This window comes from Saccharothrix sp. 6-C, from assembly GCF_016695385.1.
GTDB lineage: Bacteria > Actinomycetota > Actinomycetes > Mycobacteriales > Pseudonocardiaceae > Actinosynnema > Actinosynnema texasense.
In genome coordinates this window covers 2,946,631-2,961,108 of sequence record NZ_CP064192.1, presented here as the reverse complement: position 1 = coordinate 2,961,108, position 14,478 = coordinate 2,946,631, and the positions used below count along the sequence as shown (strand labels likewise).

Here is a 14,478-nt window from a genome sequence, read left to right as displayed (position 1 = left end):
GGAGCGTCCCTGCTCCCCCGAGACCACGACCGATCTGCCGAATACCCCATTCCGGCCCCCTCGTGAACGTCCCCACAGCGCCGTCTCGCCCCGACGGCCCACCCACCGAAACCGGTCACGCTCGGTCAGAACACCCTGTACCCCACGGTAGGACCATCCCATTCCACTATCCAGCGGGTTCCGCGCGGGGGCACGCCCGCGATCACCCCGGTCCAGTGAACACGAGCACTCTTCGACCGGCGGACGGACGCAGGCGACGGGGGCGATCGGAGGCGGCGGCCGGCTCGGTCAGGCCACCGGGTCCGGGTGGCCCTCCCCGTAGGCCCGGATGGTGTCCGCGGCGGAGACGCCGTGGATCTCCTCCACCGCGTTGGCCGCCGCGTGGCAGGTGCGGAAGCGCTGGAACGGGGTCAGGCCGAGCCGGCTGATCTGCAGGTGGGTGCAGGTGAGCAGGAACCGGTAGCGGAGGAAGTCCGGGTGGCGGAGCACGGCCTCCCGGTAGGCGCGACTGCCGAGCATCAGCGCGTGCAGCGGGGCCGCCGGCCGGGTGGCGGGCCGGTCGGCGGGTGGTGCGGCCGGCGCCTCGGTGGGCGCCGGCGGGAAGACCAGGTCCCGCTCGATCAGCGGGCCGACGCGGCGGCCGTAGTCCTCGCACCGGGCGGCCCACCGGCGGGCGTACGGGGTGGTGCTCGCGCCGCCGCCCAGGGTGGCGAGCACGGCCCGCGTCCGGGAGATCAGGGCGCCGCGGTGCGACTCGTAGTGCGCGTCGAACGCCGCGCGGACGGCGTCCGGGTCGGCGCACGAGCAGAGGAACCCCTCGGCGTGGGAGCGGTAGGACGCGAAGCCCGACGTGCCGGGCGGGCCCGCGGCGACCGCGGTGGCCAGCACCAGCTCCAGCGCGATCAGCTCCTTGGCGTCGACGCCCGCACGGGCCCGGTCGAGCATCCGGAACAGCAGGTTCGTGCTCTCGGAGGCGAACGAGGCCATCAGCTCGCCGGTCAGCGGGCTGCGGATCACGTGCGGCCGGGTGTCGTAGGGCTGCTCGTGGACGGAGTTGTCCGGCAACCACGGCAGCAGCGGCCCGCGCTCCTGCTCGCGGCGGGCCAGGAGGCGGTGCTGGGCCAGGTCGTGCTCGAAGTCGGGCCGCGTCGTGGACGGGTGCCGGGCCAGGTACTCGCCGACCACGGCCTCGATGCGCGGCCGGACCACCCGGGCCCACGTGTCCGGGTCCGTCCTGGCGAACAGGCGCAGGTGAGGGCCCTGCCGCCAGTGCCGGGCGAGGTAGAGGCCGGCGACCCGGGAGCGCAGGTGCTGGAAGGCGGGGCGGACCGCGTCGAGGATGAGCCGGTCCTGGTCCGGGTCGTGGTAGTGCACGTGCAGGCTGTGCCAGGTGGTGAGGGTGTCCCGGCGGGCGTGTTCGGTCTCGACGGTCACAGCGGGGCCACCTCGTCGTGGTGTTCGGGGAGCTCGGACAGCGTCCGGGCGGTGAGGGCGCCCAGTCGCGCCTCCGTGGCCGCCGGGAGGCCGAGGCGGTTGCACAGCAGGTGCGCGCAGCGCAGGACCACGTGCGCGACCACCGGGTCGTCGGGGCGCAGCGCCCGCGCCAGGCCCGAGAACGGCGACAGCGCGTGCACCGGCGCGAAGTCGCCCCGCGCCCGCAGCCCGCTCAGGGTCGCGTGCAGGGCCCGGACCGACCGCCACCACGTGGCGAGGACGTCGGCGCGCGCGAGGTCGACGGGGTCGGCGGACGCGCGCGCCCACAGCCGCCGGGTCTGCTCGCGCAGGTCGTCACGGCGGTCCGGGCGCGACGGCGACGGCAGCCGGGTGCGCACCGCGGCGAAGCGGGCGGCGGCCCGGTCCAGGTCGGGCTCGCACACCGCGAGGGCGAGCGTGAGCATGGCCAGCGCCGCGCCCGCCCGCCGGTCCGGGGGCGCGGTCAGGAGGTGGACGGCGACGCGGCTGGAGTCGGTGAAGTGCCGTTCCACCGCGCGCAACGCCCGGCCGTCGCCGTAGGCGCGGTGGTCCGGCTCGTAGGCGACGAACTCCACGGTGTCGACCTCCCGCAGCCGCCGGTCCCACCCGGTCAGGTGCTCGTCCTCGGCGCGGCGGCGGGCGACGGCCTCGTACTCGCCCTGGGACCAGCCGCCGGGCGGCGACGGGTGGTCGGCCAGGTGCCGGGCGCACGACCGCGCCACCGCCGACCGGACCTCCGCCGGCGCCTTGGCGAGCACCCGCAGCCGCACGTGCGGCCCGCCCTCCCAGTAGCGGAGGAAGAACCACCCGCGGGCCCGGCCGGTCCGGGTCAGGTCCTCGCACACCGGCGCCATCGCCCCGGTGACGAGCAGGTCCTGGTCGCCGCGGTGGAAGACGTGCGCGCCGACCCAGTCGCGAACCGGTTCAGCCATGCGGTTCCTCCAGACTCGGCACCGGCGCGGGGGTGGCGGCCCGCCGGTCAGAGGAGGGCTTCGAGTCCCCCGCCGCAACCGCACTCGCAGTCCGCGCCGAACTCCGTCAGCCCGTACCCCTGGGTCAGTTCTTCCGGCCCCACCGGGGGCGCGACACCGCTCACCTCGACCCGGAGGTCGTCCGGGCACGGCGCGGGTTCGGGCACGGTCACGGGATCACATCCAGCGTCGGGGGTCGTCGTGGTGCGCGACCGGGTTCGCGGACACCTGGTCCAGTGCAGCACGGCCCATCCGGGATCCGCCGACAAATCACCCGTGCGGGTTGCCCGGGGTCCGGCGCCGCCGGCACTTCGCCGCGACGCCGGTGAAGCCCCTCCCACATCGTGAGCCTCCTTGGCCGTGCCGACGTCGGGTGCCAGCATCGGGGTGTGTCCCAGGCATCCACGCTCCGCACGCGCCGCCACGGCGGCCCCCGGTCGGCAGGTGAGCGCACGACCGCGACGCCCGCCCCGGTCACCGCGCGCCCGGTGGACGGGCCACCCGACCGCGGGGTCGGCCGGTGAGCGCCTCGACCGACCAGGCGCCGGGGGTGGACGTGCCGGAGTTCCGGCGGGTGTTCCGCCGCCACCCGGCGGGCGTCGTGGTCGTCACGGTCGACGCCGAGCGCGGTCCGGCCGGGTTCACCGCGACGTCGCTCACGTCGGTGTCCGCCGAACCGCCGGTGGTCTCCTTCGGGGTCTCGGCCGGGTCCTCCAGCTGGCCGCACGTGCGGACGGCGACGAGCGTCGTCGTCAACTTCCTGGGCGCGCACCAGGAGGACGTCGCCCGGCGGTTCGCCACGAGCGGCCTCGACCGGTTCGCCGCGCCGACCGGGTGGCGCCGCCTCGCGGGCGGCGAGCCGGTGCTCGACGACACGGCGGGCTGGCTGCGGGCCGAGGTCGAGGCGCTCATCCCGGTGGGCGACCACCACCTGGTGCTCGCCCGGGTGACCGCCACCGATCTGCGCGACGCCACCCCTCCCCTGCTCTACCACGACGGCCGCTACCACTCGGTGCGGGACGAACCCCGCTGACACCCCCTCGGCCGGTCCGGCGGCGTCGGCAGCGGCACGCCGTGGCCGGTCGCGCACGGGAAACCTCGCTCACACCGGCGGTGTTCGCCCGGTCGGGTCGGCAGGCCCCGGCGCCACCCATCCGGTCCGCCAGTCCGGTGTGGATAGTGCGCCGGCACGGGGTGCCACCGCCTTCGGAACACCGGTCCGGGTGAACCTGACGGTCTGCGTTGGCGGGGCCGCGCGGCGGCCGACGAGGCTGGGGGCGGACCGGGCCGGCGGTCGCGAAGGGTGGGGAGTGCACAGTGCGAACGATCGCGAGGACCACTCCGCTGCCCGCGAAGCACTCGCGGGCAGCGAGGCGGCGGTGGTCGCCGGCATCTCCGACAGGGCCGGTGACCGGACGGGTCACGAGGGCGCCGGCGGGACCTCGGCCCGGGTTGCCGCACCGGCGGCGGGGGCTGGTCGTCCACACCGGACGGACAGGGCCGGTGACCGGCGGCTCCACCCGCTCCCGGTGCTCCTGCCCGTTCGCCGCCGTCCCCGCGGACGCGGGCCCGGTCGAGTCACCGACGGAAGGCCACGCATGACCGACACCCGGCTCCGGCACGCCGTGGCCGGCCGGACGATCCTGCTCACCGGGACGTCCTGCGCCGTCACCGACGCCGCCGCGCGTCACCTGAGCCGCGCGGGCGCGCGGGTCCTGGTCGCCACCCACCCCGCGCACCGGTCGACCGGCGAGGTGTGGGTCTACCGGGCCGACCCGGCGGCGCCCGCCACCATGCGCGTGCTCGCCGAACAGCTGCTCGACGAGCACGACCGCCTCGACATCGTGATCCACACCGCCGGCACACCGCCGAAGCAGCCGTCCGCGCGGAACTCCCGGCACCCGATCAACACGCACTACGTCGGCCCGACGACGCTCATCCGCGGCCTGCTGCCCGCGCTGCGCGACGACGGCTCGGCCCAGCTGATCAACGTCTCCCCCGCGCACCTCCGCCTGCCCCTGCCGGCCCGCTGGGGCGGCCACCGCGCGTCGAAGGCCGCGTTCGACACCTGGTTCCGCGGCCTGGCCCGGAAAGCGCGCGGCCGGGGCGTCACCACCACGAGCGTCTACACCGGACTGGTGGGGACCGACGTGGTCACGCTGATCTGCGACGCCATCACCCTGCGGCCGCGCCAGATCGCGCCCTGGTGGCTCAAGTCGGGCCGCGCCATCGGCCATTGAGCTGAAAGTCCCGAAACGAGACGTCGAGTTCCCGACCCGGCCGACCGCGCCCGGCTAGCCCGAACAGCTCACCACGCCCGGTCGCGCGACCGCGCGGTCCTCGGTCCACCGCAACGTTCCCGGGCTGTCGACGGACGGGCGATCGTGCAGTTCACCGAATCGATCGGCGCAGTCGCCCGGAGGCCGGCCGGGGCGCGCGTCGGGTCGGAGCGCGTCGGCAATCGGCCGCACGCGACGCACGGCGACCGGTCGCGCCCGCGTCTCGATTGCCTTGCCAACGCAATTGCGCCGACGGACACTCCTGGACGTCACCTTCTCCGGAGGTCCGGACCATGAAACGAAGGCACCTGCTCGCGAGCGCGGCCGCCGCGCTCACCCTGGTGGCCGGCGCCGTGCTCGCCGTGGGCACCGCGCAGGCCGACAGCGGCGTGAAGGTCATGCCGCTCGGCGACTCGATCACCGACGGCTTCAACGTCCCCGGCGGCTACCGCGTCGACCTGTGGCAGAAGCTCGTCGCCGGTGGCCGCACGGTCGACTTCGTCGGGTCGATGACCAACGGCCCGGCCGGCCTCGGCGACCGCAACCACGAAGGCCACTCGGGCTGGACCATCGCCCAGATCGACAGCAACATCACCAACTGGCTGCGCACCTACACCCCGCGCACCATCCTGCTGCACATCGGCACGAACGACATGTACGGCGGCGACCCGGGCGGCGCGCCCCAACGCCTCGCCACCCTGGTCGACCGCATCACCTCGTTGGCGCCGAACGCGGAGCTGTTCGTCGCGACGATCGTGCCCCTGTCCTCCGGCGACGCGACCGTCCGCGCCTTCAACGCCACGATCCCCCCGCTGGTGCAGAGCAGGGCCGGCGCGGGCAAGAAGGTGCACCTGGTCGACATGTACCGCGCGCTGACCACCGCCGACCTCGCCGACGGCGTGCACCCCAACGCCGGCGGCTACTCGAAGATGGCCACCGCCTGGTACGACGCGCTGCTGTCCGTCCCCGGCAGCGTCGACGACCCCGGCACGACCACGACGACCACCAGCAGTACGACCACCACGACGACCACCACCACGACTACGAGCCCGCCCGTCGGCGGGGCGTGCACCGCGACCTACCGCGTGGTCAACGCGTGGGGTGGCGGCTACCAGGCGGAGGTGAAGGTGGCCAACACCTCCACGTCGTCGCTCAACGGGTGGACGGTCCGGCTGACCCTCCCGTCGGGACACGCCGTCAACAACCTCTGGGGCGGCGTGAACACCGGGACCAGCGGGGCCGTGTCGGTGCGCAACGCGCCGTACAACGGCTCGCTGGGCAGCAGCGCGTCGACCACGTTCGGCTACGTGGCCAACGGGCCGAACGCCAACCCGCCGAGCGAGATGACCTGCGTCAGCCCGTGAGCCCAGGTCGGACACCGCCGCGTCGTCCCGGCGTGGCGGTGTCGGCGCTGCGCCGGACGTGCCGGACGTGCCGGACGTGCCGCCGACCGTGATGCCCGGGTCGCCGCCGGTGGACTCCGCGTCACCGGAAGCAGCACGTCGGCACACGATCGGCGGCCGTTCGGGCGCCTCCACGTCACCCCCGGCGCCACCGGAGCGGACCTACCCTGGTCGGGTGGGGATCGCGGTCCTGTGCGCGCCGGCGGGTGCGGTGCTGAGCGCGGTCGGCGCCGCGCTCCAGCACGCGGGCGTCCGCGACGTCGGAGACCTCACCGTGCGCCGGTTCACCCGGCTGGCCCGCAGCCGGCGGTGACTGCTCGGGTTCGCGGTGCTGTTCGCGGCCGCCGTGCTGCAGGTCCTCGCCCTGGCGATGGCCCCGGTGACGGTCGTCGCGCCGCCGGCCGTCATGTCCTTGCCGGTCATCGCGGCGATCGGCGTCCGGCACGTGACGCGGGGGTTCGCGGTGGCCGTGCCGGCGGCGACGGGCGGGTGGCCACGTTCGTCGCGGTCGCCGCGCGGTCCGCCGTGACGACCGACGTGTCCCCGGCGGCGGCGCTGCGGGCGGGCCAGGTGGTCGCCGGGGTGGTGTGCGCGTTCGTCGTCATCGGGGCGTTGCGGAGCGGGACGACGCGCGCCCTCGCGCTCGCCGCCGGCGCGGACGCCGCGTACGGGCTGGTCGCCGTGCTGGTGCGGGACGTGACGACCTCGCTGCCGCAGCCGTCGTGGGTGTCGTTCGGTGGGCCGGCGGTGGCCTTCCCGGTCGGCGCGGCGCTGATCCAGCTCGGGTACGCGAGCGGTCCGGCGGACCTCGTGGTGGCGGGCCAGACGGTGGTCGACCCGACCGTCGCGGCGGTGATCGGCATGGTGCTGCTGGACGAGACCCGGGGCGCCGGGCGTGGCGTCGTGATCGCCTTGGTCGCGAGCGCCGCCGTGTCGCTCACCGGCATCGCCGCCATCGCCCGCTTCCACCGCCGCCGCCTCGCCGCCGAGCCCGCCGACCGCGCCCCGGCCGCCCCGGAGACGTGACCTGCGCCACCCCGCTTCACGTTCGGGTCGGCCTGCCCCGTCTGGTGGTCGTCAGTCCGGGAAGCACGAGGAAGAGGGCGCGCCATGAACAAGATCGTGATCGTCGGGGCCGGCTACGCGGGCATGATGGCGGCGGTCGGCCTGGCCGGCCGGACCAAGGGCCGCGACGACGTCCGCATCACGGTCGTCAACGCCACCGACCGGTTCACCGAGCGGCTGCGGTTGCACCAGGTCGCGTCGGGCGAGGAGGTCGCCGACCTGCGGATCCCGGAGCTGCTGGCGGGCACGGGCGTGGAGTTCGTGGCCGGCTGGGTCACCGGCGTCGACGCGGCGGCGCGGACCGTGCGCGTGGACGACGAGCGGGTGCTCGAGTACGACCGCCTGGTCTACGCGCTGGGAGCGGTCGCCGACACCGCCGCGGTGCCCGGCGTGGAGGACCACGCGCACACGCTGAACAGCGCGCACGACGCCGGGGTGCTGGCCCGGCGCCTGGCCGGCCTGAAGGGCGCCGTCGTCGTGTGCGGCAGCGGGCTGACCGGGGTCGAGGCCGCCGCCGAGATCGCCGGGCAGCACCCCCACCTGGACGTCGTGCTGGCCGGCCGGCAGGAGCCGGGCGCCGACCTGAGTCCGAGGGCCAAGGCCTACCTGCGCGCCGCGCTCGACCGGCTCGGCGTCGAGGTCCGCGCCGGCGTCGAGGTCGTCAAGGTGCTGCCGGACTCGGTGGAGGTGGCCGGCGGCGAGGGCATCGCGGCCGACGCCGTGCTGTGGACGAGCGGGGTGCGGGTGTCGCCGCTGGCGGCCCTCGCCGGCTTCGAGGTGGACGACCGGGGCCGCGTCGTCACCGACCCGGCCCTGCGGTCGGTGACGCACCCCGAGGTCTACGCGATCGGCGACGCGGCGGCGGTCCGGCAGGGGTACGGGCCGCTGCACGGCACCTGCCAGAGCGGCATGCCGACCGGCGGGCACGTCGCCGCCTCGCTCGCCCGCGAGGTGCGGGGCGGGAGGCCCAGGCCGTTCCGGTTCGGCTACTACCACACGCCGATCAGCCTGGGTCGCGACGACGCGGTGGTGCAGTTCACCAAGCCGGACGGCAGCCCGCGGCCGTTCTTCCTGAGCGGTCGCCGCGCCGTCTGGTACAAGGAGGCGGTGACCAGCGCCCCGTGGCCGACGTTCGGCCGGATCGTCCGCCTCCCCGCGCTCGGTTCGGTGTGGCCGCGCGGCGGGCGGCACACCCGATGACCGCGGAGCAGGCGTTCCGCGAGCACCGGAACCTGCTGTTCTCGGTCGCCTACCGCGTCCTCGGCACCGCCACCGACGCCGAGGACGCGGTGCAGGACGCGTGGCTCAAGTGGTCCGCGGCCGACCGCTCGCAGGTGGCCGACCCCAAGGCGTACCTGGTGCGGATCGTGTCGAACCTGGCGATGGACCGGCTCCGGTCGGTCGCCCGGCGGCGGGAGACCTACGTCGGGCCGTGGCTGCCTGAACCGATCCTCACCGACACCCGCGACACCGACGCCGCGGAGTCCGTGTCGATGGCCCTGCTGGTGGTGCTGGAGACGTTGAGCCCGTTGGAGCGCGCGGTGTTCGTGCTGAAGGAGGCCTTCGGCTTCAGCCACGCCGAGATCGCCGCCGCGGTCGAGCGGTCGGAGGACACCGTGCGGCAGGCGGCCCACCGGGCGCGGGCGCACGTGCGGGCCCGGCGTCCCCGCTTCCAGGCCGACCGAGCCCGGCAGCGGCAGGTGGCGGACACGTTCTTCGCCGCCGCGACCGGCGGGGACATCAACACCCTCATGAACCTGCTGGCGCCCGACGTGACGTTGTGGACCGACGGCGGCGGCAAGGTGCGGCAGGCGATGCGCCCGGTCGTCGGCCGGGACCGCGTGGCGACCTGGTTCGCCGGCCTCGCGGACCGCCCGTACCAGGGAGTGCTGCCCGCGGACATGACCGCCGAGGTGGTGGAGCTCAACGGCGGCACCGGGATCGTGTTCGGCGGCGGCGGGCGGGTGATCGCGACCGTCACCTTCGACCTGGCGGAGGACGGCCGCATCACCGCCATCCACAACGTGGCCAACCCGGACAAGCTGGGCGCGGTCACCGCCCGCACCGTCCACCGGGTCGACGCGCCGGCCGGGTCGGCGGGTCGGTGACCGGGCCGGCCGGCCGCCCGGCGCGGGCGGCGCGTGGCGGCGCCTAGTCCGGGTCCATCCCGCCGGCGCCGGCCGTGCCGTCCGGTGTCGACTCGTCCGGTGTGGTGTTCGCGGACCCCGCTTGCTCGTCGGCGAGGTCCGGCTCGTCCGCCGCGGCGGGGTCGGGTTCCGGTGTGGTCATCGGCATGGTGTATCCCTTCGGGTGACGGACCGGACCGGCAGGGGAGATCGTGCGCATCGGGGTGTTCTACGACGGGACGTGGTTCGCCTACCTGAGCGACTTCTACGCCACCGCCCATCCGCGCCGGGCGCGGATCTCGCTGAGCGGCCTGCACGACGCCGTGCGCTGGCACCTGCACACCCGGACGGGTGTGGCGCTCGACGACTGCGTGGTCCACGAGGCGCACTACGTGCGCGGGCGCATCGAGACGCCCGCGGCGTCGTTCGACGCGGCCCTGGCCGCCGCCGGGGTCATCCGGCACGACCTGCCGCTGCACGGCGGCAAGGAGAAGGGCGTCGACGTCCACTTCGCACTCGAGGCGTGGGAGCTCGCGACCACCGTGCCGTTGCAGTGGGTCGTGCTGATCACCGGCGACGCCGACTTCACCCCGCTCGCCACCCGGCTGACCGGTCGCGGCATCAACGTGGTGGTGCCCGTGGTCGACGACCGGTCGGCCCCGGAGCTCCAGCCCGCCTGGACGCCGCGCACGGCCGCGCCGCTGCGGGCGGCGGCGACCCTCACGCCCGCGTTCGACGACCTGTTCGCGCCCGCCGACCGCCTCGGCTACCCGTTGAGCCGTCCGTTCGTGCGTTCCACCGAGGTGGTGGCCTCCCCCGCCGGTACGCCTCGCGGCCGCCGTCGTGGCACCGTGACCGGCTGGAAGCCCGGTCAGCCGCACGGGTTCATCACCGACAGCCGCGGCGGCTCGTGGTACGCCTCCCGCGACGACCTGCCCACGGGCTTGGCCATGCTGCCCACCGGCACACCGGTGTCGTTCACCGGGTCGCCGGTGCCGTCGCCCGGCCGCAAGTACCCGCGGGCGGAGTCGATCCGGTTCGAGTGACCACCGGTGCGCGGACGCCGCCACGTCCGCGCACCGGTGGAGCCGGTCAGCTCGCGGTGCAGGACACCGCCGGGGCGTTGTTCGCGCCGCCCGACGTGGCCGTGAACCCGAACGAGGCGCCGGCCCCGGCGCCGAGGTCGCCGTTGTAGTTCGCGTTGCGCGCGGTCACGGTCGACCCGCTGCTGGTCACCACCGCGTTCCAGGAGTTGGTGACGGCCTGCCCGTCGGCGAACGTCCAGGTGACGGTCCAGCCCTTGATCGGCGACGCGCCCGCGGTGACCCGGACCTCGCCCTGGAAGCCGCCCGGCCACTGGTTGGTGACGGTGTACCTGGCGGTGCAGGCGAGTCCGCCACCGGGTGTGGTGGTGGTCGTCGTCGTAGTAGTGGTCGTGGTGGTGGTCGTGCTCGTCGGCTGGGTGCCGCCGAAGATCGACGCTTCCTCGGCGGTGGCCTTGATGCCGTTGGCGCCGTGGAAGATGCGCTGACCCCAGGTGGTGAGCCGGGCGGGGTCGAACTCGAGGGCCATGTCCAGGATCGGGTCGGAGTTGCCGCTCCACGACCAGGCCAGGTAGCCGAGGCCCCGCTTCTGCGACTCGCTCAGGATCGTCTCGTGGTCGACCTCGCCGGCGGCGAACCTCCAGCCGAACTCGCCGATCACCAGCGGCCACCCGTTGGCCTGGAAGCGGTCGAGGTAGTCGGTGATGCTCGACGCGGTGTTGAACACCGAGTACATGTGCACGGACAGCACCGTGTTGCGCGCGGTGTCGGCGTCGAGCACCTCTTGGGCGTTGTCCCGCATCACGTGCTGCCAGTCCTGGCCCCAGTTCGGCGCGTCCACCATGAGCAGGTGCCGGAAGCCGTTGGCCCGCAGCTTCTTGATCGCGCCGGCGGTGGCGTCGGTCCACTGCGCGGCGTCGGTGTTGCCGATCGGCTCGTTGCCGATGTTGACGACGACGTAGTCCTCCTGGCCCACCAGGACGCTCTTCTGGCTGATCCAGTAGTCCGCCGCCTCGTCCAACGACGCCGCCGCGGCCTCCTCGCCGTACCCGGTGGTGTCGTGCACCTCCAGCACGCAGATCATCCGGTTGCGCTTGCACAGGTCGACGACGGCGGCGGTGTCCGTGGACGGCCCCCACCGCTTGCCGGTCCCCAGGACGACCCGGACCGTGTTCGCGCCCAGCGCCTTGACGTCGGCGAACGAGTTGGTCCGACCCGTGTACCAGACGTGCGGGTGGTTGACGCCGCGCATCACGAACGGCTGCCCGTTGGCCTCGACGATCTTCGTGCCGCTGACGTGCAGGCCCACCGCGGCCTGGGCCTGCGGCAACACCGTCAGCCCGAAGCCCGCGACGACCAGCAGCGCGGCTCCGATCATGGCGATCCTGCTTCTCATGGCTCCTCGACACCTCATTGAGTCGACGTACCTACCGGCTCCGACAGTTCTGGGAGCGCTCCCAGAAAAACTCTCGCTCAGTGACACCTGCAAGGCGCACTATTAGTTTCCGAGGGGAACTTATGCGCCCACGCTACGGTCAACGCCGTTGGGGCGTCAAGATCCGACTTGCGCAACATCGCGCTGGGTGATCGTCCGACCGGTCGACGTCTGGGAGCGATCCCACATCGCCGCTATCTTCGAGCGGTGACCTCCGAAGCCGCCACCCGCCTCACCGCCTCCTCCTGGCCGACGCTGTCCGAGGTCGCGCGCGACGTCCTGCTGGAGGTGCTGATCCACAGCCCGCTGTCCCGGGCGGAGATCGCCGCCCGGCTGCGCCTGTCCCGGCCGACCCTGACCAGGGTGACGAGGTCGTTGGTGGCGCAGGGACTGCTGGTCGAGGGCGACACCAGACCGCGCGCCTCGGCCGGCCGGCCGTCGGAGATGCTGCACGTGCGCGGCGCGGCGCACCGGTTCCTCGGCGTGAAGCTGACCGCCGAACGGCTCTTCGCCACCGTCACCGACCTGACCGCCACCCCCGTCGCCACGGCCGAGGAGCCGCTGCGCTCCACCGACCCGGAGGGGGTCGTCGCCCAGATCGCGGCCGTCGCGCGCCGGTTCCCGGGCATCACCGGCATCGGCGTCACGCTGGGCGGGATCGTGCTCGACGGCGTGGTGGCCCGCGACGAGTTCCTGCGCTGGACCGACGTCCCGCTCAAGGCGGCGGTGACGGGGGCGACCCGCGTGCCCACCGCCGTGGACAACGACGTGCAGGCGCTCACCGCCGCCGAGCACTGGTTCGGCCCCGGCGCGGGGCTGCGGTCGCTGGCGGTGATCACCGTCGGCGCGGGCGTCGGCACCGGGCTGGTCGTGGGCGGCGCGCTCGTGGCGGGCTCGCACGGCCTGCCGCCCCACTTCAGCCACACCCTCGTCGACGCCAACGGCCCGCAGTGCGGCTGCGGCCGGCGCGGCTGCATCTCCAGCTACCTGATGACGCACGTCCTGCTGCGCCGGCTGACCGGCCACCCGGGCTACGAGGAGGCCCTGGACCGGGTCCGCGCCGGCGACCCGCAGGCCCGGCAGGTGTTCGACGAGGCCGGCTACGCGCTCGGGGTGCTCATCGGCACCGTCGCCAACGTCATCGACCCGCAGAAGGTGCTGCTCACCGGCGACGGCCTGCCGCTGTACGAGGTGTCGGCCCCGCTGGTGCACGACGGGATCGAGGACACCTACGAGGACGACCCCGACCTGGTCGAGCTGGACGTGCGGCCGTTCGGCTTCAGCGAGTGGGCCCGGTCCGGCGCCGCGCTCGCCATCAAGGAGACGATCACCGGCGCCATCACGGGTCGGCCCGACGGCGACCGGCGGCGTTAGGCGTTGCTCAGCAGCCCTTCGAACACCGCCCGCGCCTCACGGCCGGGCCGGATGCCCAGGTCCGCGTCCAGCACCCGCCACAGCCGGCGGTAGGTGTCGATCGCGCCCACGCGGTCGCCCAGGTGGGCCAACGCGCGCATCAGCAGCACCTGCAACGACTCCCGGGTCGGGTGGGCGGACGCGTGCGGCGCGAGGATGTCGGCCGCCTCCTCCCACGCGCCGAGCTCGACCTTGGCGCTCGCCAGGTGCTCCACGGCGGCGATCCGGCGCTCCCGCCACAACGCCGCCACCGCCGTGGCCGGGCCGGACGGCACCAGCCCGACCAGCCCGTCGACCGGCCACCCCGCCAGCGCGGCGGTGAGCGAGGCGACCGCGCTGTGCGGGTCGCCGTGCCGCAGGCGGTCCACGCCGCAGCGGAGCAGCCCGCCCGCGCTCAGCACGTCCACCGCTCCGGGTGGCACGTCGAGCCGGTAGCCGTGACCGACGTGCACCAGCAGGCGCGAGAAGCCCGCGTTCGCGGCGTCCAGGCAGCGGCGCAGCCGCGACGCGTACAGCTGGAGGTTCTTGTGCGCGCTGCGCGGCGGCTCCCGTTCCCACAAGTAGTCCATCAGGCGTTCGGTGGACACGGCCGAACCCGCGTCCAACGCCAGCGCGGCCAACAACGTCCGCGACTTCACCCCTCCCGGCACGACCCCGGCCTTACCCGGACCGCACACCGCGGGCCCGGCCAACAGCTTGATGTCGATCTCCCACTGCCCACGTGACGTCGAACAGGTCGACACCCCGGATCTCCCCACTTCGCAACCCCCATCGGTCACCGCACACGGTAGGTCGGGCCACGGGTGCGCGACGGGGGACCGCACGGCCCGATCCATCGGTCGCCGCAGCACATACCGGACGTATACCGGCAGGTGAAAGCGTGCGGCTCGGCGCCCGCACCGCGGAGAGGCGCCCGATGACCTCGCCGGATCCCGATTCGGGGTACCGCAACGCCACGCGCGCGGCGGTCCGGTCGGCACGGTGGGGCCGGGCACGATCCGGGGCGGGTCGACCGCACCACAGACGCGGCGCGCCGACCGGCGCCACCGCGCCCCTGAAGGAAAGGACGTGACCGATGGACCTGACTTTCGACGACTCGGAACTCGACCTCGGCGACCTGGCCGTCACCGCGATGCGTGACGCCGTCGCGCTCCCGGAGACCGGCGCCTCGGCGGCGGCGTGCTCGTGCAGCAGCACCTCGTGCTGCTGCTGTCAGCAGCCCCAGCTGCCGACGCTGCCGACGCAGGGCTGAGTCGAGCCGAGCCGGGGG

17 protein-coding genes are annotated in these 14,478 nt (G+C 74.5%); 11 read left to right on the top strand and 6 right to left on the bottom strand.

Annotation, left to right across the window (positions count from 1 at the left end; translation table 11 throughout):
* Positions 1–288: 288 nt before the first annotated feature.
* From IOD16_RS13085 to IOD16_RS13075, 3 genes are read right to left on the bottom strand one after another with little or no spacing between them, the layout of a single operon-like run.
* Positions 289–1,434, bottom strand: coding sequence for a thiopeptide maturation pyridine synthase (locus tag IOD16_RS13085; RefSeq protein ID WP_201440262.1), 1,146 nt, complete (start codon positions 1,432–1,434; stop codon positions 289–291).
* Positions 1,431–2,405, bottom strand: coding sequence for a lantibiotic dehydratase C-terminal domain-containing protein (locus IOD16_RS13080; protein ID WP_201440261.1), 975 nt, complete (start codon positions 2,403–2,405; stop codon positions 1,431–1,433). Before IOD16_RS13080 ends, IOD16_RS13085 begins: the two co-directional genes overlap by 4 nt.
* Positions 2,406–2,452: 47 nt before the next feature.
* Positions 2,453–2,617, bottom strand: a complete 165-nt coding sequence (locus tag IOD16_RS13075; RefSeq protein ID WP_201440260.1) for a hypothetical protein — start codon at positions 2,615–2,617, stop codon at positions 2,453–2,455.
* Positions 2,618–2,964: 347 nt separating this feature from the next.
* On the opposite strand from IOD16_RS13075, the gene IOD16_RS13070 reads away from it, so the two are divergent.
* From IOD16_RS13070 to IOD16_RS13035, 8 genes are all read left to right on the top strand, one after another.
* Positions 2,965–3,477, top strand: coding sequence for a flavin reductase family protein (locus IOD16_RS13070; protein WP_123741996.1), 513 nt, complete (start codon positions 2,965–2,967; stop codon positions 3,475–3,477).
* Between the two features lie 565 nt (positions 3,478–4,042).
* Complete coding sequence (locus IOD16_RS13065; RefSeq protein ID WP_123741998.1) at positions 4,043–4,684, top strand: SDR family NAD(P)-dependent oxidoreductase; 642 nt, start codon at positions 4,043–4,045, stop codon at positions 4,682–4,684.
* Positions 4,685–5,016: 332 nt separating this feature from the next.
* Positions 5,017–6,087, top strand: a complete 1,071-nt coding sequence (locus IOD16_RS13060; protein ID WP_201440259.1) for a cellulose binding domain-containing protein — start codon at positions 5,017–5,019, stop codon at positions 6,085–6,087.
* 214 nt (positions 6,088–6,301) lie between these two features.
* On the top strand, positions 6,302–6,439 hold the full coding sequence (locus IOD16_RS13055; RefSeq protein WP_201440258.1) for a hypothetical protein: 138 nt from the start codon (positions 6,302–6,304) through the stop codon (positions 6,437–6,439).
* A 15-nt stretch (positions 6,440–6,454) separates the two neighbouring features.
* On the top strand, positions 6,455–6,655 hold the full coding sequence (locus IOD16_RS13050; protein ID WP_201440257.1) for a hypothetical protein: 201 nt from the start codon (positions 6,455–6,457) through the stop codon (positions 6,653–6,655).
* Positions 6,616–7,152, top strand: coding sequence for a hypothetical protein (locus IOD16_RS13045; protein WP_201440256.1), 537 nt, complete (start codon positions 6,616–6,618; stop codon positions 7,150–7,152). The genes IOD16_RS13050 and IOD16_RS13045 overlap by 40 nt, the downstream gene beginning before the upstream one ends.
* An 84-nt stretch (positions 7,153–7,236) precedes the next feature.
* Positions 7,237–8,391 (top strand): NAD(P)/FAD-dependent oxidoreductase, encoded by a 1,155-nt coding sequence (locus tag IOD16_RS13040; protein WP_201440255.1) that lies wholly within the window; start codon positions 7,237–7,239, stop codon positions 8,389–8,391.
* A complete protein-coding gene (locus IOD16_RS13035) occupies positions 8,388–9,299 on the top strand; it encodes an RNA polymerase sigma-70 factor (RefSeq protein ID WP_201440254.1) in 912 nt (303 codons plus the stop codon). Before IOD16_RS13040 ends, IOD16_RS13035 begins: the two co-directional genes overlap by 4 nt.
* Positions 9,300–9,342: 43 nt before the next feature.
* Here IOD16_RS13035 and IOD16_RS13030 read toward each other — a convergent pair whose 3' ends face one another.
* Positions 9,343–9,480 carry a hypothetical protein gene (locus tag IOD16_RS13030; RefSeq protein ID WP_201440253.1) on the bottom strand — a complete coding sequence of 46 codons (138 nt, stop codon included), beginning with the start codon at positions 9,478–9,480 and terminating at the stop codon, positions 9,343–9,345.
* A gap of 49 nt (positions 9,481–9,529) precedes the next feature.
* Between IOD16_RS13030 and IOD16_RS13025 the strand changes: the two genes are divergently transcribed.
* Positions 9,530–10,363: an NYN domain-containing protein gene (locus IOD16_RS13025; protein ID WP_236594946.1), complete on the top strand. Its 834-nt coding sequence runs from the start codon at positions 9,530–9,532 to the stop codon at positions 10,361–10,363.
* Between the two features lie 46 nt (positions 10,364–10,409).
* Here IOD16_RS13025 and IOD16_RS13020 read toward each other — a convergent pair whose 3' ends face one another.
* Positions 10,410–11,756: a cellulase family glycosylhydrolase gene (locus IOD16_RS13020; protein WP_201440252.1), complete on the bottom strand. Its 1,347-nt coding sequence runs from the start codon at positions 11,754–11,756 to the stop codon at positions 10,410–10,412.
* A 246-nt stretch (positions 11,757–12,002) separates the two neighbouring features.
* Here IOD16_RS13020 and IOD16_RS13015 point away from each other — a divergent pair, with 246 nt between their 5' ends.
* Positions 12,003–13,169 carry an ROK family transcriptional regulator gene (locus IOD16_RS13015; protein WP_236594945.1) on the top strand — a complete coding sequence of 389 codons (1,167 nt, stop codon included), beginning with the start codon at positions 12,003–12,005 and terminating at the stop codon, positions 13,167–13,169.
* Here IOD16_RS13015 and IOD16_RS13010 read toward each other — a convergent pair.
* Positions 13,166–13,951, bottom strand: a complete 786-nt coding sequence (locus tag IOD16_RS13010) for an AfsR/SARP family transcriptional regulator (protein WP_201440251.1) — start codon at positions 13,949–13,951, stop codon at positions 13,166–13,168. The genes IOD16_RS13015 and IOD16_RS13010 overlap by 4 nt on opposite strands.
* Before the next feature lie 332 nt (positions 13,952–14,283).
* Here IOD16_RS13010 and IOD16_RS13005 point away from each other — a divergent pair, with 332 nt between their 5' ends.
* Complete coding sequence (locus IOD16_RS13005) at positions 14,284–14,460, top strand: thiazolylpeptide-type bacteriocin (protein WP_123742005.1); 177 nt, start codon at positions 14,284–14,286, stop codon at positions 14,458–14,460.
* Positions 14,461–14,478: the final 18 nt, after the last annotated feature.